The sequence below is a fragment of the Haladaptatus sp. T7 genome, from assembly GCF_026008575.1.
Classification (GTDB): Archaea; Halobacteriota; Halobacteria; order Halobacteriales; family Haladaptataceae; genus Haladaptatus; species Haladaptatus paucihalophilus.
The window spans coordinates 37,515-58,570 of record NZ_BROP01000012.1; the positions used below are offsets into that span (position 1 = coordinate 37,515).

Sequence of the window (21,056 nt, forward strand, 5' to 3'; positions counted from 1 at the left end):
GGAGGAGCACGAAGGATGAACAAAGAGATATTTGGTGTCTTCGGTGATCGAGACGAGTTCGAACGGTTCCGCTCCGAGCGGGAGTTCGACGATATCGTGACGAGCGACGTTGCGACCGTCGGAATTCGAGATACGGGACTCGGAATTCCCGGTCGGAGTGCCTCGTACTCGGGCGAACTCGGGTCGTGTATCATCTGGGGAGAGGCGTACCCCAACAAACGCGGGTGGTCCGAACCCGCCCGCTGGCTGTTGGAACAGTACGCCGAAAACGGAGTGGACGCCATCAGGTCGCTCAACGGGTCGTACCTCGCGTTCATCGAACACGACGGGGACACCATCGTGCTCACCGACTCTATCCGGTCGTGGGAGTGTTTCTACACCGACGACCCCGGCGTGCGCGTGTTCGGGTCCGACGCGGCGGAGGTCGCAAAGACCATCGACAACCCGACGATGCGCCGACAGTCGGTCGGCGAGTTCCTTCACATGGGCGTCGTCCTCGGCGACAAAACGCTGTTTCACGAGCTCCACCGCGCGCCGTTCGACGGCTATCTCACCCCGGACGAGGCGGGCGAACTCGACCGGTTCGTCTACGAGGAGCGGGAGATGGACTACGCGAGCGAACTCGCGGACCGGATGCAGCGTGCGATTCGACTCCGTTCGCGTCAGCCGGGCAAGAAGGGTCTGTTGCTGTCGGCGGGGTACGATTCGCGGACGCTGCTGTCACAGCTTCCCGACCTCGACCACAGCTACACCGTCGGAATGCCGGACGCACAGGAAGTGAAGGTCGCCCGGCGCTTGGCGAAACAGTACAACGTGGACCACACGACGCTGGTGACGAACGACCGGTACATCACGCCCGGGGAACAGAAGGTGCGCGACACGCAGGGCATCAAGGAGTCCATCCACATCCATCACGCGGGCTACAACAGCGAGATGGAAGTGGACACGATGTATCACGCCCTGCTGTTCGACACGCTGTTGAAGGGATTCGGTCACAAGCGAACCGAGTTGAAGCTGTTCGGAAAGACCATCCCGACGAAGAAGATGGAGTCGGACCCCGACCCGGTCGAGGCGTCGCTCGACAACTTCGGCTACCTTCCCGAGCGGAGCAGGAAGGTCGCGGAGAAGTACACGTCCGACCCTGACGCCGCCGGAAAGTTCGTCCGGCAAGCCATCGATTCGGAGTTCGACCGCTGCTGGAAGCGGACCGACTCCGTGCAGAACGCTCTCGCGCTGTTCAGCATCCGGAACCAGCCGACGATTCCGTCGCGGACCCACCTCGCGGATAACTACCTCGAATCGTTCATCGCGGCCGACACGGAGCTGCTGGAGTGGCACCTGCAAACGCCGCCGGAGTACCGGAACACGTCGACGTTCATCCGAGCGATTCGGCAGCTGGACGAGGACCTGTTCCGTCACCGTCCTCCGGACCGGCCGTACACGTCGACGTTCTTGTCCCAGATGGAGCAGTTCGTGCGCCGAAAACTCCCGTTCATCACGGAGTTCCAACCCGCGTGGCCCGACCGACAGAAGGTGTACGACCGCTACAACTTGGACCAGCGGTTGTTCCCCGAAAACGAGACGATTCACGACCTTCCGTCGCGTCACAAGCTCCGGATCAACGATATGGTCGGCTGGGTCGCGCAGTGTTCGGAGAACATGGTCAACCCGACGGACGTTCTGCACATGCCGACCGAGGCACAGGGAACCGACGACGCGGGGTCGAAGCAGCGCGGAGCCGACGAAGTACGGTCGGAGAACTGATTAGGAGCCGTATAATAAAACCCGCTCAGGTCGATTTTCACGTCAATGAGTACGAATAGCCGCTGGTGGTTTCTCGACCTCGTACTAGCGCTTATGCTGACCGCTGTCGGCGGAGTAGCGGCGTATGTTGAACTCGGTGGACGAGTACGTGTCGCCCTCGTACTCCCGCTCGTCGTCTTTCTCCCGGGATACGTTCTCATCTCGGCACTGTTCCCGGAGGGCAGCGAGGGCGAAACACGGACGTTCGGATCGGGGAACGACGACGCCGCGTACGCCGTCGGCGGACCCGAGCGGGTGGCGCTCGCGGCGGCGCTCAGCGTCGCCGTCGTCCCCATGATCGCCGCGCTTTCGAACTTCACGCCGTGGGGCGTTCGCGTGCATCCGATTCTGTACGGCATCGTCGGGTTCACCGCGATTTTCGGAGTTATCGCGTTCATACGGCGACTGCGCGTCCCGGCCGAGCGACGATATTCGCCCGGGGTACCCGGCTTGCTGTTCAATCCGAGCGGCCGTTCGGGAAGCGGCGTAACGGTAGCGCTGAACGTCGGCATCGTAATCGCGTTCCTCCTGCTGGCGTCGAGCGTCGGGTTCGCGGTGCTCAACCCACCACAGGGGAAGGCGTTCACGGAATTCTACGTGAGCAACACGAACGACGTGAACAGCAAGACGAATACGATGTACGACACCGACCTCGCCGCTGACGGCGTGACGGTCAGCGTTCACAATCACGAGCGAGAGCGGACGGAGTACACCGTCGTCGCGGTCATCCAGCAGGTCGATGGGGGAGAGGTCACGAAGCAATCCCAGTTCGCCAAAGAGCAGGTGACGGTCGATGCCGGGGAGAAAAAGCAGGTGAAACTCACCGGCGACCCGGCGTTCACCGGCGAGAACGTCCGCGTCCAACTCCTCCTGTACAAGGGGTCTGCGTCGGGCGAACCGTACATGAAGGCTCGCGCGTGGGTTTCCTCGCGGAGCGGGCTCTCAGAACAGACGGATACGGGAAGCGATACCCAAGGGGCTGACAGCGGAACGAGTAGCGACGGCGGAGACGACCAACAGACGACGGAACAACAGCAAACGACACAACGGCAAACGACGGAACAACAACGGACGACACAACAGCAGACGACGAGTCGGCAAACGACACAACAGCAAACGACGTCGACGAGTTCGCAACCGCCATCGACGACCACCACCACGACTTCGACGGGGACCACTACGACGGGAACCACTACGACGACTACCACTACGACGACTACCGACGATGGCGGCTTCTTCTCGTAAAGGTCGGGACTCGTCTCACACAACTGACCCCTGTCGTCTCGAACGACGGCCGAACGGAAAGAAAACGGACTACTGGTACTGGGAGCAGACGCGACGGACGCCTTCCTCGAAGGTAATCTCCGGTTCCCAGCCGGTGGCTTCGGTGAACTTGCTCACGTCGGCCATCGTGTCGTGGACGTACACGTCCTCCGGGATGGGGTTCTCGACGTACACCGGTTCCACGTCGGTTCCGAGTTCCTCGTTGATGTACTCGACGACGGTATCGAAGTCGTAGCTTTCGCCCGTACCGAGGTTGTAGACGCCGGTGAGTTCGTTCTCGGCCGCGAGTTCGAGACCGCTGACGATATCAGAGACGTGCGTAAAATCGCGCGTCTGACTGCCGTCGCCGTAGATCTCCGGCGAGTCACCGTTCGCGATGTCGTCGGCGAACTGGGCGATGATGTTGGCGAACTCGCCCTTGTGTTCTTCCGCGCCGCCGTAGCCCTGATAGACGGAGAAAAACCGCATTCCGGCCATGTTCATGTCGTAGTGGTGGGCGAAGTATTCCGCATATCGTTCGCGGGCCAGTTTGGACGCCTCGTAGCCGGTTCGAGCTTCCACGTCCATATCTTCCGGGGACGGTTCCGTTCGGCTTCCGTAGATGGAGGAGGTGGTCGCGTAGACGACGGTATCACAGCCGTCCTTTCGGGCCTGTTCGACGGTGTTGACGAATCCCTCGACGTTCACCCGAACGCCCTTCGTCGGGTTCTCCTCGTGCATCGCGTAGGAAGACAGTGCCGCGAGGTGGAAGACGACGTCCACGTCCGTCGGCAAATCGTCTTCGAGAACGCTTCGTTCCTGGAATTCGACCGCCTCATCGAGGTTTTCTTCGGTTCCGAGATAGCCGTCGTCGATGGCGATAACGTCGTTCTCTTCGGCGAGATGATTGGCGAGATTCGAACCGATAAATCCGCCACCCCCGGTGACGAGGACGCGTTTTCCGTGCATGGTACAGCATGCAAGAGGATGTGAGAAAAGGGTTGCTCTCTTTAGGAGAACGGAAGAAACGGGGTCAGTCTATATCGTCCGGTTGGCACAGAGCATCACGTCGCCGTTGTTGTAGAGGATGCTCTGGTCGGGGCGACACAACTGTTGCTGTGACACCTGCCGCTGAACGGGAACGGTGGCGGTTATCTGCTCGCCGTCCTTCGTGACGTGCTTCACGAGGACGAACTTCGGCGTCCCCGTTGACTGATACCGACGGTAAACGGTTATCGGGTGGTCCGTCGGTCCGTCCCGATTGTCAGCGGAGAGGTTGGCAGCTGCTGCCGGATACGACCCCGTTCTCGAAAACACCGTCTGATACGGGTGGTCCGTGTGTATCACCTGACTCGGCAAGATGTTCGCCGAATCGGGAGACCCGGTCATGTCCGAGATGGTGTAGACGGCGGCGACTTCCGGTTTCGTGTACGTCAAGCGCGCCTGCTCATCTTTGAACACGGGGCTGTCGATAGCACCGTGACTGGACATCACCATCACGCTCGGATAGACGAGCGCGACGACCAGCAACGCCACGACGACGACGTTTCGGTTGAGATTGTGGACGAGATATCCGACGCCGAGGGCGGCGAGGATGGCCATCGGCGCGTAGAGGAACGCGAACCATCGCTGCGGGATGAAATTACGGATGCCGAACATCGGCAATCCGAGTGTGAACCCCGTCATCACGACGGTCGCGAACAGGAGCGTGAACACGGAATGCGAGATGCGCTTCCGCCGGAGGACGTACAGACAACCGACGACAGTCAACCCGAACAGGATGAGGAATCCCATCGTATCGACGTACGACGCCACTTTCTGCATGAGCGTCGGAGCGGGAAGGGAGATGTATTGGGAGTTGTTGCTCGCAAGGTTCAACAGACCCGCACTCGACACCAGCGTCTGTTCGAGATACAACAGCACGGTTTCGAGGAACGAGTTCCCGTTGTACGGGGTGAACGACCACATGAAGGTGATGAGTCCCACGTCGAACGCGAGCAGTCCCGCGAGGTTGACCGGCTCCAGCTTGCGATACACGCCCGGCCGACGCGCGGTCGTCTGGAAGAGTCCCAGTTTGAGGACGAACTGGGCGAGGAGCCCCGAGAACAGCACGACGAGCATGATGAACGTCGAGACCTGGTGAGTGAGGATGATGGCGATGGAGAGGAACACGAGCAGGCTGAAGTCCCGTGCGTTGTACTCCAATCGCATAATGCGCAGGAGCGCGTAGACGATGGCGACGAAGAACAACAGGCCGTGGCTCGTCGGAATGAGGTGAATTCCCCACTCGATGAAATAGTCACCGATGGAGTAGAGCATCGCCGCGAACACGGCCCATCGAGCCGGGACGAGCAGTTTCGTCGCTCCGTAGACGAACACTATCGTCATGGGCATCACGACGCCGATGGAGAGGTACAACGCGTTGCGGAGGGACACGTCGTACAACATCGACGAGGACGCGACGAGCAGGTGGAACAGCGGTGCCGCGATGTGTTTGTTCCCGTTCATCGCGGACAGGGAGTGCTGTTCGAGCACGCCTCCCGCCAACTGCGTCATGTGCGTCCAGATGTCGATTCCGATGTACGACGGCGTGGTGTACACCGCCATGAATCGGATGACGAACGCGAGTGAGAGTATCTGCACCAGCAGGAGCGACGGGAGGAAGTCCTCGTCGTCGACGAACAGGATTTGCAGCATGATGAGCGTCCCCGTCGCGCCCGAAAGGACGTGGAAGAGCAGGGACCGCTGACCCGCGTGCAGCGCGACGGCGACCATCGCGGCCATCGTTAAGAAACCGATGGTCGGCAGTATCTGGGCCACCGGCTGTGAAACGGACGGATACGCGTTCATCGTCTCGCGGTCGTTGCGAACCGCGAGCAGATAGAGCGCACATCCCAGTCCGAGGACGATGGGAATCGTCTTGATGTATATCTGTGAGGCGAAAAACCGCAGCGGAAACAGCCCGAGCGCGATTATGAAGCCGATAATCGCGGCGTCAACGTCGAAGCGTCGCTGTTTCAGCCAGCCGGACATTCTCCCGAACATCGATCAGTGCCTCCGTTCGTCGAATCGTGGTTCCATCATCGTATTTAAACCTCCGCGCCGGTCTGCGCCGTCCGACCGCGTGCGTTCCCGGAACGTCCCGTAATCGCACGCAAAATGACGTCCGTCGTGTCCACCTTGTCGTCGAGAAGTCGCTGCCGACGTTCCTGCCAGTCGGCGTCGCCTTCGAGGATGGAGACTGCTTGTTCGAGCGCTCGCGCGTGTCGGTCCTCCTGTTGATAGTTGAACAGGAGTTCGTAGCGCTCGTCCAGTTCGTCCGTGTATCCCATCGTGAGCGTGTTGACGTAGATTGCCGGGGTGCCGAGAACGGCGCTCTCAGCGGCCATCGTCGCACCCTCGCCGACGAACAGGTCGGCGAAGGCGAGTAGGTCGTGCATCCGATGAGGCGGAACGGTCGCCCGGCGCGATTCGAGCGACGAGGGGAGCGTCCGCTCCGAGGTGATGAGCACCTCGGAACCGGCGTCCTCCAACCGCTCTACTACGTCGCGCACGTCGTCGAATCCGCCCTGCCCAACGTCGTGTGAGGCACCCCACTCGACGAGACGAAGGACGGTGAACGTCTCGTCCGGGTCGAGGCCGAGGTCTTCGACCACCGTCGGGTCGGGGGTGAAACGGTCGGGGTGGAGATACGCGAGTTCGTGATACCCGGGATACCGCACCTGTTTCGAGCCGACGTTTCTCGTATAGCAATCAGGGGTGTAAACGGCGTCCGCGAACGGGAACGCGAGGTTCTGGATGAGCTTCGCGTGTTCCGTGTCGTAGAAGATGGCGCTTCGTGCACCCGTGACTTTCGCCACGTGCGCGGCCGCGACGCCGCCGATAGCGGTTATCACGTCGGGCTTCAACTGGACCGCGCGGCGGAGCAGGCGTGCCTCGTAGGTCGCCTGTACTCGCGCCAGTTGTGAGAGCCCCGAGGCGGTACCGGCCAGCACTTCGTGGCTGATATCGTATCGTCGGAGGAGTTCGACCGCCATCTCCTTCTCGCGGGCGAAGACGTGCACGTCGTGGTCGTCCGCCTCCAGTTCCGCGATGGCGTTGCGGAAGAAGTGAACGTGTGCCGGGTGCTGAATGGTGACGAACACCTTCATTTGTTCTCCCTCCGGTCGAGAACGACCCCGACGATGATGCCGACCACGCCGACGACGAGCGACGTGAGTGATTTTCGGCCGTCGTCGCTCTCCGAACCGGTGAGCGTCGCGCCAGCGGCCCGAACGCCGAGCGCGATACCGACAACGCCGCTAACGATGCCGACGAGGTAGGCGATACCGAGGGGATGGGTGCGATAGCGCGACCCGAGCCGCCAGAGGAAGTTCCTGAGGAGCATGAGCGACACCTTCGGAATGTAGTCGTTGTACTCGATGCTACTCTCCTCGTCGCCGTAGGTCGCGGGCATGTCCACGTCCGCCACGCGCATCCCGGCCACGTTCAGTTTCACGAGGATGTCGTTGCAGTAGCCGTAGTACTCGTACATCCCTTCGGGGTCGATGGCTTCGAGCGCGGGGAGCGAAATCGCGGTGTAACCGTTCTGCGGGTCCGTCACGTCCCAGTAGCCGCTGGCGATGCGCGTCAGCCACGTCAGCATCCAGTTGCCGAGCAGGCGAAACCGCGGCATCTCGTGGCGGAATTCGGGATTCGAAAGGCGGTTCCCTTTCGCGTAGTCCGCGTCCCCCGCCACGATGGGGTCGAGAAACCGCGTCATCATACCGGGGTCCATCTGGCCGTCCGCGTCGATGGTGACGGTGATGTCGGTCTGGTCCTCGCGGGCGGCGAGATACCCCGTCTTGATGGCCGCACCGGCACCTCTGTTCACTTCGTGCTGGATGGCGACGACCTGTCCGTCGGTGTCGTCACTCTCGCCAGCACGCGGCGCACGTTCGATTGCCGCGTGTGCTCTAATTTCGTCCCACGTACCGTCAGTCGAGGCGTCGTCAACAGCATAGACGCGGTCTACGAAGTCGGGAAGCGAGTCGAGGACATCGCCAACGAACCCTTCTTCGTTGTACGCGGGCACGACGACGCCTATCGTGTGCCCTTCGTACATCTACACCCTCCGGTAAGCGAACCCGGCGTCGGTTACTTTCTCCGGCTTGAACGAGCCCGTGACGTCCACGAAGCACGGGTCGTCGTTCATCTCCGCCGCGAGCTCCGCCAAGTCGAGGTCGTAGAACTCGTGGTGGGGCGTCGCGAGGACGATGCCGTCGAATCCCTCGACGGAGAACTCCTCGTCCTCCAGGATCGGAATCCCGAACTTCTCGCCCATGAGGTCGTTGTCGCCGTGCGGGTCGTAGCCGACGGTTTCGATGTCGAACTCGCGGAGCTGTCGAATGATGCCGTCCACTTTCGAAGTTCGGATGTCGGCCACGTCCGGTTTGTAGGTCATCCCGAGGATGAGGACGCGGCTGTCCCGGAGCGCTTTCCCGGCCTGATTCAGCTCCTTTATCATCATGTTCGAGACGTGAGCGGGCATGGACTCGTTCACGTCGCGCCCCTTTTGGATGAGGTTGGGGGAGAATCCGGCCTGCTTGGACCGGTGGATGAAGAAGTACGGGTCGACGGGGATGCAGTGTCCACCGACCAGTCCGGGGCGATAGTCGTGGAAGTTCCACTTCGTGCCAGCGGCTTCGAGCACCGCGCGCGTGTCGATGTCCATGTCCATGTTGTCGAAGGCCATCGCCAACTCGTTCACGAGGGCGATGTTCAAGTCGCGCTGGACGTTCTCCACGACTTTGCTCGCTTCCGCAACTTCGAGTGACGCGGCCTTGTGGACACCCGCGTCGATGACCGTCGAGTACAGTTCGGCGATGTCGTCGCGCACGTCGTCGTTCATTCCGCCGACGACTTTCACCACGTCACGGAGACCGTGCTCCGGGTCGCCCGGCGTCGCGCGCTCGGGCGAGTAGCCGACGAAGAAGTCCTCGCCGCACGTCAGTCCAGACGCTTCCTCGATTGCAGGGACGAGGGCTTCTCGGGTCGCACCCGGGAAGACCGTCGATTCGAGAATGACGGTCGTGTCGGGGGACATGTAGTCGCCCACCGTCCGCCCGGCCGCCTTCACGAAGTCGAGGTTCGGCTGGTCGTGTTCGTCCACCGGCGTCGGAACCGTGATCATCACGTAGTCCGCGCGGGTGATCTCTTCGGGGTCGTTCGTGTAGGTGATCTCGCTCTCGGCGATTGCGTCGTCGCCGAGGTCGCCCGTCGTGTCGATGCCGCCGCGAAGGGTTTCGACTTTGCCGTCGTCGATATCGAAGCCGACGACGTTGTACCCTTCCTGGTCGAAACCGACCGCCAACGGGAGTCCAACGTAGCCGAGACCGACGACGCATATCGTCGCTTCTCGGCTATCGTTTACGTCGTTCTGGTCACTTCCAGCGTAGTCCCGCTGGCTGTCGATGTCTCCTATCGTCGAGTTCATGGGTGATTGTCCTCCATTCGGTTGCTCTCCGTTACCGACCGACACCGGAGATCGGTCACGAGGGGAAGAGGAGGTAGATGCTTACCCTCGGTTCTCCGGTCGGACGCGATCCTCGTTGAAATCCATTAAACCCTGTAGGCTTTATTATACACTGACTAAGGGCCTCGTACCGCAGAATTGCCGTTTTTCGGGGCGAGTACATTGTGGAACGGGGGCAAAGAACAGATTCCGAATCGCAGACAAGCATCTAACAAGTATCTAAAGGAACTAGTCTCGGGCGCGTAATACGAATACACTCGTTCGAGATGCTACCCAGTACCCGAGATGACACCCAGTGTCCGAGAGGGATACCGTGTCACATTTAGTATGAAAATACATGTGGGTGAGAAATCGCAATACTGGACCGGGATAAACTCGGGACAACGGTCTGAAAAGTAAGAAAATCAAAATGAACAATGCGAAAAACTGGCTGCAACTTCCGGGAGTAGCTTCTCCGTTTATTACCTCCCCGGAAAATCCAGCATGTATGAGCGCAACGACACAACAGGTCGAAGAACAGTCTAATTCCACGGATATGAGTACGTCCGTAGAACTGAGCGAGGATCAGATCTATCACCTCCTTCAGAACGAGCGACGACGGAACGTTCTTCGGTACCTCCACGATACGGAGGGACAAGTCTCGATGCGCGACATCGCGGAACAGGTCGCCGCGTGGGAGAACGATAGCACCGTTCAGTCGATCACGTCCAGCGAGCGCCAACGCGTGTACATTCCGCTCTACCAGTCCCACTTGCCGAAACTCGACGAAGAAGGGGTTATCGAGTACGACCAGAGTCGCGGCACGGTCACAAAGACGGAAACCGCAAACGTGCTGTACGAATACTTGGAACCGACGACGACCGACGACACGACCGATAACGAGAGCGACGATGAGCCGACCCGATGGGAGCGCTACTACCTCGGTGCATCCGGCCTCGGAGCGACCCTTCTCGCCGGATCGACGCTCGGATTTTCACCCTTCGCACTGCTCCCGCACGGCTCGATCGGTCTCGCAATTCTCGGGATGTTCTGGACGCTAACGCTTGGACAACGGCTCGCCTAACGACCGAACAAAGTGGAGAAAACGGATACGTTTCCGTATTAGTTTGGCACTAATACAAGTAGTGTTTTTCATGTTTACACATCTCTATTCACGATATTTCCCGAAAAGGCGGGAAATATCGGTCGTAACCTACTAGTAAGGCAGGCTAAATACAAAAGGTAGAAGCAGTAGAAATCCAACCCCAAAGGAAAAATACCGAGCGCGGAAATACCAAACATAGAACGGTTCACCGCACGAAACAGGGTGCTAGACTTCACACCAATATGACAAACAGGCAACTAGCCGTCTTCTCCGTCTGTCTGCTTCTCCTCGCCACCGGCTCTCCCGTCGGTGCAACACCGTCAGGTAACCAACTCGTCATTCAAAGCGTAACGTATGCTGGGTCGGGTGTCGCGGAAACCGGGGCGAACACGACCTACCTGTGGCGATCCGAACCTCACAACCAGAGCGTGACGGTGTACACCGGAAACCGCTCCGGGAGTTACCAAGTCTGTACGAGTTTCCGTGCGCCGAACAACAACACCACGAACACCGCGACGTGCCAAGCCGCGTCGTTCTCCTCGAGCGGGGTGGAGCGTATCAACTTCTCGTTCGGCAGCGTTTCATCGGAGATTAATGGCGCGCAAACAGTCGTCGTTACGGTCGAAAACGGTGGGACCGTCATCGCACAGCGCTCTGTTTCGGTATACGTCATGGTGAAAACGGGAGACGATGACGGCGATGGGCTGACGAACGAGAAGGAGATCAAAATCGGAACCAACGTATCGAGCAAGGATTCGGACAAGGACGGCCTCGAAGACGGAGAGGAGGTGAACAACTACGGGACGAACGCGACGAAAGCGGATACGGACAGCGACGGACTCCGTGACAATCAAGAGATAAGCCTCGGCGCGAATCCGACACGAAAGGACACGGACGCGGATGGGTTGACCGATGGCCGCGAACAGGAACTCGGAACGAACGTCAGTCGGGCGGACACCGACGGCGATGGACTAACCGACATCGCGGAGGTGGACGTCGGAACTGACCCCGTCAAGAAGGACACCGACGGAGACGACCTGAGCGACAGCGAAGAGGTCGCAAGCGTCACGGACCCAACCAAACAGGATACCGACGGGGACGGACTGAAAGACGGAAAAGAGGTCACGATCGGGACGGACCCGCTGAACAAAGATACCGACGGCGACGGTCTGAACGACGGATTCGAACACCGCTTCGGGACGAATCCGAACAGTCGCGTTCTCACCGGTGGTCTGTACCTCGTCCTCCTCAGTCTACTCGTCGGAACGGTGTTGCTGGTACAACGGAACGGGACGAGCTGGCTCCCGATGGTGTTGGGAGGTGGCGACGAGACGAGTCACGAACCCGAACCGGAGCCACCGGTTCAGAGCGGAACGGTGACGACGGACGCGGACCGCGTGCTGCAACTCCTACACGAGAACGGCGGACGGCTTCCACAGGGAGAAATCATCGAACGAACCGGGTGGTCGAAATCGAAAGTGAGTCGCCTCCTTTCGAAGATGGAAGATCGAAAGCAGATCAGCAAGATCAACATCGGGCGGAAAAACATCGTCATCCTCTACGGACAGGAACCCGGAAACACGGACAACACATCCGAGAAACCACATAAAAGTGACTAAAACCACCGATTTTTCACTAGTTCTACCCATATCGGAGAGGAATTTAGCTATTAGAGATTACATTTGAACCCGGTGAGACGGCGGCAAGCACTCATACATTCGTCTTACATCCCTGCTAAGATACCCCCTTAATCAGTCTATAGTAATGGGGTTAGCGCGAAATGTCGAAGACAAGAGCCAGTCGTCTCCTGCGATTGGGGCGGCGGGTCTATAGGATACACCCATGAACTACCCTGACACACCAGACGGACGTGCGGCAGTTCGTTCCGGCTTGGTCCGCGATACGGGAGCGCATACCGGCCCGGAGCCACAGTACGAACAGCCCGCAGGACGAACGGAGGAGACGTAGGATGTGTGGAATCATTGCCCGCATCGGCGAAGGTGATGCGATAACGAAGCTCGTGACGGGACTCGAAAACCTCGAATATCGAGGCTACGATTCCGCTGGAGTCGCCGTCCAGAACGGGTCGGGGATATCCGTCTACAAGCGTTCAGGGCAGATATCGGAGCTGAAAGACGCCATTGTCGGAAGCGTCCCGAAGGGGAACGTCGGTATCGGCCACACGCGCTGGAGCACACACGGCCCGCCGACCGACGAAAACGCCCACCCGCACACGAGCGAGACGGAAAACGTCGCCGTCGTCCACAACGGCATCATCGAAAACTACACCGAGCTGAAAGAGCGGCTGGAAAGCGACGGCCACGAGTTCACGAGCGACACCGACACGGAAGTCATCCCTCATCTCTTCGAATACTATCTTCAGGATGCGCCCAGTATCGAGGATGCGTTCCGCAAGACCATCGGTGACCTCGAAGGAAGCTACGCGGTGGCCGCACTCGTCGATGGCGTCCACGCCATCTACGCGGCCCGACAGGGGTCGCCGCTCATCCTCGGGCTGGACAACGGCGAGTATTACCTCGCCAGCGACGTGCCGGCCTTCCTCGACCACACGGACAGGGTCGTGTACTTCGAAGACGGTGACATCGCCGTCCTCGAACCGAACGGCGTGACGATGACCGACATCGAAGGCAACATGGTCACGCGGGACGTGGAACGGATCGATTGGGACCCCGAAGACGCCGGAAAGGGTGGCTACGAGCATTACATGCTCAAAGAGATCAACACCCAGCCGAACGCACTCACCAACACCATCGAGGGACGGGTGCAGGACGGCGAGGTTACCCTCGAAGACTTCCCCGAAGGAACGTTCGAGGACGTCGACGACGTGCAGTTCGTCGCCTGCGGAACGTCGTACCACGCGGCGCTCTACGGACAACAGCTCCTCAACCAGACGGGAATACGTGCACAAGCGTTCCGTGCCAGCGAGTACGTCGATTCGGCAACCGGTTCGATCACCGAGAACACGCTCGTCATCGCCGTCACCCAAAGCGGGGAGACGGCGGACACGCTCGGTGCGCTCCGCGGGGCGAAAGAGCGTGGCGCACGAACCGTCACGGTGACGAACGTGATGGGTTCGACCGCGGCCCGCGAAGCCGACGATGCGTTGTTCATCCGCGCGGGTCCGGAGATCGGCGTGGCGGCCACGAAGACGTTCTCCTCACAAGCGGTCATGCTCTCGCTCCTCTCGCTCCGTCTCGCAGAGGATATCGAGGCGGTGAGTGCACCGGACGACCAAGCGGAACTGCTTCGGGAGTTGCAGAAACTGCCCGAGTACGTCCAAACGGTCCTCGACTCCACGGCCGCCAAGCGAATCGCGAGCCGATACACCGGCAGCGAGGCGTTCTTCTTCATTGGCCGCGGGCTGAACAACGCGGTCGCCAAGGAAGGTGCGCTGAAGTTCAAGGAGATCACCTACGAACACGCGGAGGGCTTCGCCTCCGGAGAACTGAAACACGGGCCGCTCGCGCTCGTAACGCCGGACACGCCCGTATTCGCGCTGTTCAACGGCGACAAGGACAGGAAGACGCTCCAGAACGCCGAGGAAGCACAGGCACGCGGTGCGCCCATCGTCTCGGTGGCGCACGCGGACCATCCCGCGGAGAAGATATCCGACGACTTCCTCGAAATCCCGAACACGCACTCCATGTGGTCGGGACTCCTCGCAAACGTCCAGTTGCAGTTGGTCTCGTACTACGCGGCGAAGAACTTGGGCCGCCCGATAGACAAACCGCGCAACTTGGCGAAGAGCGTCACAGTCGAGTAGGTGACGCGAGGAGTATCGGAGCCGTGGGTAGTGTCATGGGATGCGATCTAGTTTTCCCCGTGGTGGTTGGGTGCGGAGTCGATAGGCGTGAAACAGCGCGAGCGTCGTGAACGCGAGAACGGTCGTGAACGCGACGTAGATGACGGCCGTCTCGTCGAGCACCCACGCGATGGCCACCCCGGTCGTGCCGAAGACACCGAGTGAGAGGTATCGAGTACTCCAATCGGGAAGGGGCATCATCGAGATATCATCCCGAACGACCATTATTATCCACCGAGTAAACCGGGAACCGAATGTCAGATTAGGCGATGGACACGGCGGAAGGAAAGAACAGAGAAGAGATATGTGAAAATGGCTGAAACAAACGATATCCGGCGAGCCGAAACTTATTACTTGTCCCATCTAGTAGTAAGAAATGTCCCATCGTCGCCGTGGCAGACGCCGGCTGGGACAGCTGTCATCCATTTCCTTCTCGATGTCTAGATGGGGAGCGGTGGTAGCGTCCGGGAAAATCTTAGACGTAAAGAAGCTAATGGAGAAAATGCGAGGAAAGAGTACGATCCTACTTACTAGTGAAGATATGGGAAGTCATGATACAGATCGAGGGTCACTACGTCATATTCTCTGTGAGGGGATAGTTAGTGTCCAGAACTAGTTTGTAGAGAGATAAACCGAGTACTATTTTTCTGGAGAAAGAGTGAGACACGAGACGGTTTTAACGATGTTACGTACGTGCTTACCAGTATCATCAGCAACGCCACCGTATTCGATAGTAACGAAGTCACTTTCATGTCTAACGGTGATGTCGTTGGTAACTTCGTTAGGGTACTCTCGGTCGAGATTTCCGGCATCATCGTTACTACCAGGGATACCAAGATCGTCCCGGATTGCTGTTGCCACTTTATCCGCAGCGCTACGCGAAGCGGCAAACAAACGGAGTCGGATGGCAACGTCTGATGCCGGGGTCGCTCCAACTACTTGCGTGACTTTGTCGTACGCCGCTGACCGCTGTCCAGGCCGAATCTTGCACGACAGCGGGAGTTGATTGAACGAGAATCGAACTGCTCCGTGGTCAGTACCTTCGAACTTGTCCAGCGTATCGCCACCGACAGGTCCAACGTCTCCGTTTCGAGCATCGACGATACTTTTGACTACTGTCGTCGTTCCGAGTGCAAAGGAAGTATCAGTAAGGAGGGATACGCTCGTTTTGCCAACTGTGTGGATGGGATGGTCTCCGTACGACTCGGACTTTATCTGTTGGTCTGTCCCGAGAAGATCCACGATATCACCCTTACTCCAGTCAGCCCAGACGATTGCACCACCATCTGTGGGCGTGTCAGAACCGACGAGGACTAGTTCGGCAATATCGTTCGTATCGATTCCCGACTGAGACTTCTCGTCAAACCCTTCCACGAATACATCGGGAAGGTCATCGAATGTACTCGCATCAAGCAGGGTACTGACAGTCGCTTTCTGTGCCGCAGTTTTAACTGCGTCCGTATCGACCCAGATGAGCGGATCGCTTCCTTTCGGAACCGTTCCTATCGTAAGTCCACCGGGTCCAATCTGATCGTCGTCAGAGCCGAAAGACCAGATAGAACTTCCAGCAATTCCGAGACCAATTAGGGTACCACCGCTAACGAGTATGGTCCTTCTGGAGGGTCGTTTCGAGACCATGATGATTACTAGCAGTATGTGTAGTAACTAAACGATTTGCTTTGTTTTTCCTCGTTTACCCAATCAATAAGCGGAGCGACGTTCTTCAAACTCCACATGAAGTCGGCAGTAAACTCGAAATACTGCTGTTTGTAGAAGTCACCACAGTTCGTCTGATATTTCGCTGCGCTTCCGACCTCAAACACAGCATTGTTTTTTGATGAGTAGCTAGTTGGACTGTTGACTTGGAACTTATGCTTGGAGCGGCCGGTCTTCTTCGTTGTTTTGTCAATCAACACAGCGGCTGGGAAACTCACACTACTGCTGTAGCCGAGCGTCAACGACGGATCCTCCGCGATATTGAGGCTCAACGTTGCGGTTCGAGTCGTAGTGATATCGTCAACTTGCCCTGCTGGATCGGTTCCGACGATCAGATCATCGGTAGGAGTATTGTTGACATTTTGATCCCAGTCGTGGTAGACGATCGCGTGACGGTTGCGCCATCCTGTCTGAACTACCTCATCAGTGCAGTAATCGCTGTATCCCGCATTACACACCTGTCTTCCCGGCTCCATCCGAATTTTAGATCGTGCTCCGATTCGTGGGTTATCAGAGGAGCGTCTGATGTCGATCGTGAACTCCACGTTACCGGGTTTCGTGTTATAATCCGCATCTCCATCAAAACCCTGATAGTAGACGTCAGTGCTGCCGAAACTGTACCAATCCGACCAGTCGATATCATACGTCGAACTGGTGGTGATGGTATCAGTTTGTGCTGTCTGAAGTTCCCGGGTCAGCAGTTCATCGGCTTTCTGGTGGAGGCGCTCATTCGTTGACTTCGGCCTTGTCGTCGACTCCGTACTTATCGTACCTTCACTGGCCCTCGTTGAGGGGTTTGGCATTGCGACGTACTGCTCTTTCGGCGTTCCGTCGGTAGGTAACACGTTGTAGCCGATTATCAGTCCGTCACCGAACGGGTCAGACGGATCAAGGAAGGCATGATTTGGCTCCCCTCTCTCAGTCTGCGAGTGTTTATTCGCAAAAGATTTTCTAATAGATTTGATCTCGTCGATCGAAATCGGATCCTGAATCGTTCCACGAAGAGTTTTATACGGAAGCGACTGACCAGCAGTGGTTCCGCTCAAACCCGTCGCAGTGAGAGCAGCTGCCCCAGTCCCGATCCCTTTCAGTACGTTTCTTCTAGTTGGATTTTTTCTATTTTTATTCATCATATCTAATCAATTTATTATTGTATAAACATTTTTTGATTTTAACTTACCTATATTAATTTGATGTAATATAATATTATTGCATATATTTTAAGAATATTCCGTTATCTTGTTCTTTCTATAAATTTTCTAGGATAGTTTGAGGTTTTCAAAATCCCATAGACCATCAGCCAATTCGAACACAAAAGAGATGAGGAACAAACGGTGGGCAGCTATTCCGCGTACTCGGCGACGAAGGCGTCCGCCGTCTCGAATACGTCATCCGCGGCGTCGGGGTCGCGGGCTTCGGCGGCGATTCGAACCAGCGGTTCGGTTCCGCTGGCGCGGATGAGGAACCACCCTTCGTCGAGCGTGACGCGCACGCCGTCGATGGTGGTGGCGTCCGCGTAGCGGTCGGTGACGGCTTCCGAGAGGGATTCCATCAAGCCCGTTTTGTCGTCCACGTGCACGTTTTTCCGGCGAATCGGGTACTCACCGACGTCGGCGGCGAGTTCCGACAGCGGCCCGTTCTCGGCGACGAGTTCGGCGAGACGACAGGCCGCAAGCGGTCCGTCGGGACAGAGCGTCTGGTCGGCCCAAATCCACGCGCCGGACTGCTCGCCGCCGAAGACGACGCCGGGTTCGGTCGCGCGCTCCGCGACGTACACGTCGCCGACCTGCGTTCGTACCACGTCCGCTCCCTGTTCGGCTAGCACGTCCTCCACGATGAGGCTGGTATCGACGGGCGTGGCAATCGTTTCGCCGTCTCCGGCGTGCTGACGAGCGAAGAGGGTGAGGAGCACGTCGCCGGAGATGAAGTCGCCGTTTTCGTCCACGGCCATCATGCGGTCCGCGTCGCCGTCGTGGGCGATACCGAGGTCGGCACCGATTGCGGTCACGTGATCACAAAGCGACTGGCAGTTCTCGGCGGTGGGTTCGCTGGGACGGGCGGGGAACCGACCGTCGGGTTGGGCGTTCAGCGTCTCCACGTCGCACCCGAGTTCGTAGAGCGCGTCCGCGGTGACGGCCCCCGCTCCGTTGCCCACGTCCACAACGACGGAGAGGTCGGCGGCGGAGAGGTCGGAGGAGACGGCCTCGGAGAGGGTTTCGACGTGTGCGTCGTGTGCACCGTCCCACTGCGTTTCCTCGCCGGTCTCGTCCCAGTCCGCGAGGTCGAACGCTTCGTCTTCGATGACGCGGGTGATCTCCGCGCGCTGGTCGGCGTCGAACGCCTGCCCGGAGGGGTTCCAGAGTTTGATTCCGTTGTCGGTCGGCGGGTTGTGCGAGGCGGTGATGGAGACGCCAGCGTCGGCGTCCTTCCATTCGACGCTTCGAGCGACGGTCGGTGTCGAGGCGAGACCGATGTTCACGACGTCCGCGCCGCATTCACGAAGACCGGCCGAGAGAGCGTCCGCGAGAAATCGACCGCTGTCGCGGGGGTCGCGTCCGACGACGACGCGCTCCGCGCCGGTCGAGGCGAGCGCTCGGCCGACCGACAGTGCGAGGTCTCCGGTGACGACATCACCGACGGGGCCACGAATTCCGCTGGTTCCGAACATTGATTCGTACGACAGTCGGAACGGCCAAAAGGGTTCCCTTCGTTGAAAACCGTTCGACGCGAAGGAGCCGTGAGAAGGACGTTTTTGCCAATTTGACGGACAGTTCATCGGCATCAAATCGAGGATAGCGAAGGAGAGTAACGAAGGTAGCGGGGGAATAGTAGAACAGGGTAGGGAGAACAGTAGAACGGACAGGAAGAATGGTAGAACGGAGATATCAGGGAGAATAGCACGAGAGCATATCACGCATGGCACCGATAGTCTACGGGAACGAACGAGGATGTACAAGCAACTACTCGTGCCGACAGACGGGAGTGCCGGAGCGACGAGGGCGCTGAAACACGCCTTTCGTCTCGCGGAGCGGTTCGACGCGACTATCCACGTCGTTTACGTCTTCGATACGACGAACAGTCCACTCGGACTCGACAACGTGCTAACCGACGTTCACAATCCTCCGGGAGAGTCCGTCATCGAAGCTGCGATACGCGAGGGGGAAAAACGCGGGTATCCTATCGAGGGCCACGTTCTGAAAGGCGTCCCACACGAGACCATCGTCGAGTACGCCGTCGAAAACGGAATCGACCTCATCGTGATCGCAACCCGCGGTCGAAGCGGCATCGCACGGGGGATGCTCGGGAGCGTCACCGAGAACGTCATCCGCCGGTCGAACGTCCCGGTATTGACGGTTCGGGCGAGGGAATCCGACGATAACGCGGACTCGAAATCGAATCCGAGGGCGACCAGCGGACGAGACGACCGATGAACCGGACGTTCGAACGGTCGTGGCAACATAGTGGTGAAAACACCAACGTTATATTTGAGAATGCGAAATTGAGAATTAGATGAATCAAAATCAGGAGGCAGAAACCCCATGGGTAGAATAGAGAACGGCCGTAAAACGACGCCTACTGGCTCTGGAGGCCTGGTTCGATGAAATACTCGTTCCGGGAAATTCTCTCTTACCTCGGACCTGGATTCATCATCAGCGTCGCGTACATGGACCCCGGAAACTGGGCGACGAATATTTCCGGCGGCGCGAAGTACGGTCCGGCGCTCCTCTGGGTTATCGTCCTCGCCAGTTTCATGGCGATGGGAATTCAGATAATCGCGGCGAAACTCGGGATTGCGACGGGGAAGGGCGTCGCACAACTCTGTCGGGAGCGATTACCCCGACGCGTCGTCCTCGTGCTCTGGGCCGCCGCGGAACTCGCCATGATAGCGACGGACATGGCGGAGATAATCGGAGCGGCCATCGGGTTCAGTCTCATCTTCCACCTCCCGCTCTGGGCGGGTGCAATCCTCGCCGGAGCCAGTTCGTTCGCGCTCCTCGGCGTCAGGACCGCACACAAACGCGGGTTCCGGTGGGTCGAGTTGGTCATCATGTCCTTCGTCGCCATCATCGCACTCGCGTTCGTCTTCGAGATGATGCTCGCAAAACCCACGGGTGGGCAGATAGCGAGCGGACTCGCGCCGGGCATTCCGAACACGAACGCCCTCTACATCGCCATCGGGATACTCGGTGCCACCGTGATGCCCCACAGTGTCTATCTTCACCCCTACATCGTCCAGGATAGGCGGAGCCGCCTCATCGAGGACGAAGGGGACACGGAAGAGGTCCACCGCCGCCACTACATCTTGGAGAGCGTCGATACCGTGGTCGCGCTGTTCGGGGCCATGTTCGTGAACGCCGCGATGCTCATCGTCGCGGCGGCCGCGCTCCAAGGAACGGGCATCGAGACGCTCAACGAGGCGTACGTCACCCTCACCGGCGTGTTCGGTGCGAACGCCAGTTTGGCGTTCGGTATCGCGCTCATCGCCGCGGGTCTGTCCTCGTCACTCGTGGCGACGATGGCCGGTCAGACGGTGATGGATGGCTTCCTCGACCTCAACATCAACGTCTGGATTCGACGGTCGGTGACGCTCGCGCCGAGTTTGGCCATCGTTATCGCCGGGTTCGACCCGACGTCCGTCCTCGTCGCCTCGCAGGTCGCGCTGAGTTTCGAACTCCCGTTCGTCCTCATCCCGCTCCTCTGGTTCACGCGGGAGGAAGGCATCATGGGATCGTTCCGCAACTCGTCGCGGACGACGGGCGTGCTCGGCATCGTCATCGCGCTCATCATCGTCCTCAACGTCTGGCTCCTGTACTCGACGCTGCTCGGGTAACGAGACCGATTGTTTCTGTCAG

The 21,056-nt window shown here is 58.9% G+C and carries 16 protein-coding genes; 7 read left to right on the forward strand and 9 right to left on the reverse strand.

Features of this window, described 5'->3' with window-relative positions; translation table 11 throughout:
- Nucleotides 1-15: 15 nt before the first annotated feature.
- Nucleotides 16-1,764 carry an asparagine synthase-related protein gene (locus tag OPC11_RS21600; RefSeq protein ID WP_264783371.1) on the forward strand — a complete coding sequence of 583 codons (1,749 nt, stop codon included), beginning with the start codon at nucleotides 16-18 and terminating at the stop codon, nucleotides 1,762-1,764.
- Between the two features lie 45 nt (nucleotides 1,765-1,809).
- Nucleotides 1,810-3,048, forward strand: coding sequence for a DUF1616 domain-containing protein (locus OPC11_RS21605; RefSeq protein WP_264783372.1), 1,239 nt, complete (start codon nucleotides 1,810-1,812; stop codon nucleotides 3,046-3,048).
- Between the two features lie 69 nt (nucleotides 3,049-3,117).
- On the opposite strand, the gene OPC11_RS21610 is transcribed toward OPC11_RS21605, so the two are convergent.
- The 5 genes from OPC11_RS21610 to OPC11_RS21630 form a co-directional block, all read right to left on the reverse strand.
- A complete protein-coding gene (locus tag OPC11_RS21610) occupies nucleotides 3,118-4,035 on the reverse strand; it encodes an NAD-dependent epimerase/dehydratase family protein (protein WP_007981160.1) in 918 nt (305 codons plus the stop codon).
- A 69-nt stretch (nucleotides 4,036-4,104) separates the two neighbouring features.
- Nucleotides 4,105-6,111 carry a hypothetical protein gene (locus tag OPC11_RS21615; protein ID WP_007981161.1) on the reverse strand — a complete coding sequence of 669 codons (2,007 nt, stop codon included), beginning with the start codon at nucleotides 6,109-6,111 and terminating at the stop codon, nucleotides 4,105-4,107.
- A 44-nt stretch (nucleotides 6,112-6,155) separates the two neighbouring features.
- The gene (locus OPC11_RS21620) at nucleotides 6,156-7,217 is read right to left on the reverse strand and encodes a DUF354 domain-containing protein (RefSeq protein ID WP_069450730.1); all 1,062 of its coding nucleotides are present in this window, start codon (nucleotides 7,215-7,217) and stop codon (nucleotides 6,156-6,158) included.
- Nucleotides 7,214-8,170, reverse strand: coding sequence for a glycosyltransferase family 2 protein (locus tag OPC11_RS21625; RefSeq protein ID WP_264783373.1), 957 nt, complete (start codon nucleotides 8,168-8,170; stop codon nucleotides 7,214-7,216). The genes OPC11_RS21620 and OPC11_RS21625 overlap by 4 nt, the downstream gene beginning before the upstream one ends.
- Nucleotides 8,171-9,541, reverse strand: coding sequence for a nucleotide sugar dehydrogenase (locus tag OPC11_RS21630; protein WP_007981165.1), 1,371 nt, complete (start codon nucleotides 9,539-9,541; stop codon nucleotides 8,171-8,173).
- A gap of 526 nt (nucleotides 9,542-10,067) precedes the next feature.
- Between OPC11_RS21630 and OPC11_RS21635 the strand changes: the two genes are divergently transcribed.
- The 3 genes from OPC11_RS21635 to glmS all read left to right on the forward strand — a co-directional run bounded on the left by OPC11_RS21635 (nucleotide 10,068) and on the right by glmS (nucleotide 14,448).
- Complete coding sequence (locus OPC11_RS21635) at nucleotides 10,068-10,643, forward strand: hypothetical protein (protein ID WP_007981167.1); 576 nt, start codon at nucleotides 10,068-10,070, stop codon at nucleotides 10,641-10,643.
- A 263-nt stretch (nucleotides 10,644-10,906) separates the two neighbouring features.
- Complete coding sequence (locus tag OPC11_RS21640; RefSeq protein WP_264783374.1) at nucleotides 10,907-12,283, forward strand: helix-turn-helix domain-containing protein; 1,377 nt, start codon at nucleotides 10,907-10,909, stop codon at nucleotides 12,281-12,283.
- A 350-nt stretch (nucleotides 12,284-12,633) separates the two neighbouring features.
- Nucleotides 12,634-14,448 (forward strand): glutamine--fructose-6-phosphate transaminase (isomerizing), encoded by a 1,815-nt coding sequence (gene glmS, locus OPC11_RS21645; protein WP_264783375.1) that lies wholly within the window; start codon nucleotides 12,634-12,636, stop codon nucleotides 14,446-14,448.
- Between the two features lie 33 nt (nucleotides 14,449-14,481).
- On the opposite strand, the gene OPC11_RS21650 is transcribed toward glmS, so the two are convergent.
- From OPC11_RS21650 to glmM, 4 genes are all read right to left on the reverse strand, one after another.
- Complete coding sequence (locus OPC11_RS21650) at nucleotides 14,482-14,712, reverse strand: hypothetical protein (RefSeq protein WP_007981175.1); 231 nt, start codon at nucleotides 14,710-14,712, stop codon at nucleotides 14,482-14,484.
- Between the two features lie 414 nt (nucleotides 14,713-15,126).
- On the reverse strand, nucleotides 15,127-16,125 hold the full coding sequence (locus OPC11_RS21655; RefSeq protein ID WP_264783376.1) for a hypothetical protein: 999 nt from the start codon (nucleotides 16,123-16,125) through the stop codon (nucleotides 15,127-15,129).
- An 8-nt stretch (nucleotides 16,126-16,133) separates the two neighbouring features.
- Nucleotides 16,134-17,336, reverse strand: a complete 1,203-nt coding sequence (locus tag OPC11_RS21660) for a hypothetical protein (protein WP_264783377.1) — start codon at nucleotides 17,334-17,336, stop codon at nucleotides 16,134-16,136.
- A gap of 209 nt (nucleotides 17,337-17,545) precedes the next feature.
- Complete coding sequence (glmM, locus tag OPC11_RS21665; RefSeq protein WP_264783378.1) at nucleotides 17,546-18,871, reverse strand: phosphoglucosamine mutase; 1,326 nt, start codon at nucleotides 18,869-18,871, stop codon at nucleotides 17,546-17,548.
- A gap of 280 nt (nucleotides 18,872-19,151) precedes the next feature.
- Here glmM and OPC11_RS21670 point away from each other — a divergent pair, with 280 nt between their 5' ends.
- Nucleotides 19,152-19,634 carry a universal stress protein gene (locus OPC11_RS21670; protein WP_264783379.1) on the forward strand — a complete coding sequence of 161 codons (483 nt, stop codon included), beginning with the start codon at nucleotides 19,152-19,154 and terminating at the stop codon, nucleotides 19,632-19,634.
- Nucleotides 19,635-19,801: 167 nt separating this feature from the next.
- Complete coding sequence (locus OPC11_RS21675) at nucleotides 19,802-21,034, forward strand: Nramp family divalent metal transporter (protein WP_264783380.1); 1,233 nt, start codon at nucleotides 19,802-19,804, stop codon at nucleotides 21,032-21,034.
- Nucleotides 21,035-21,056: the final 22 nt, after the last annotated feature.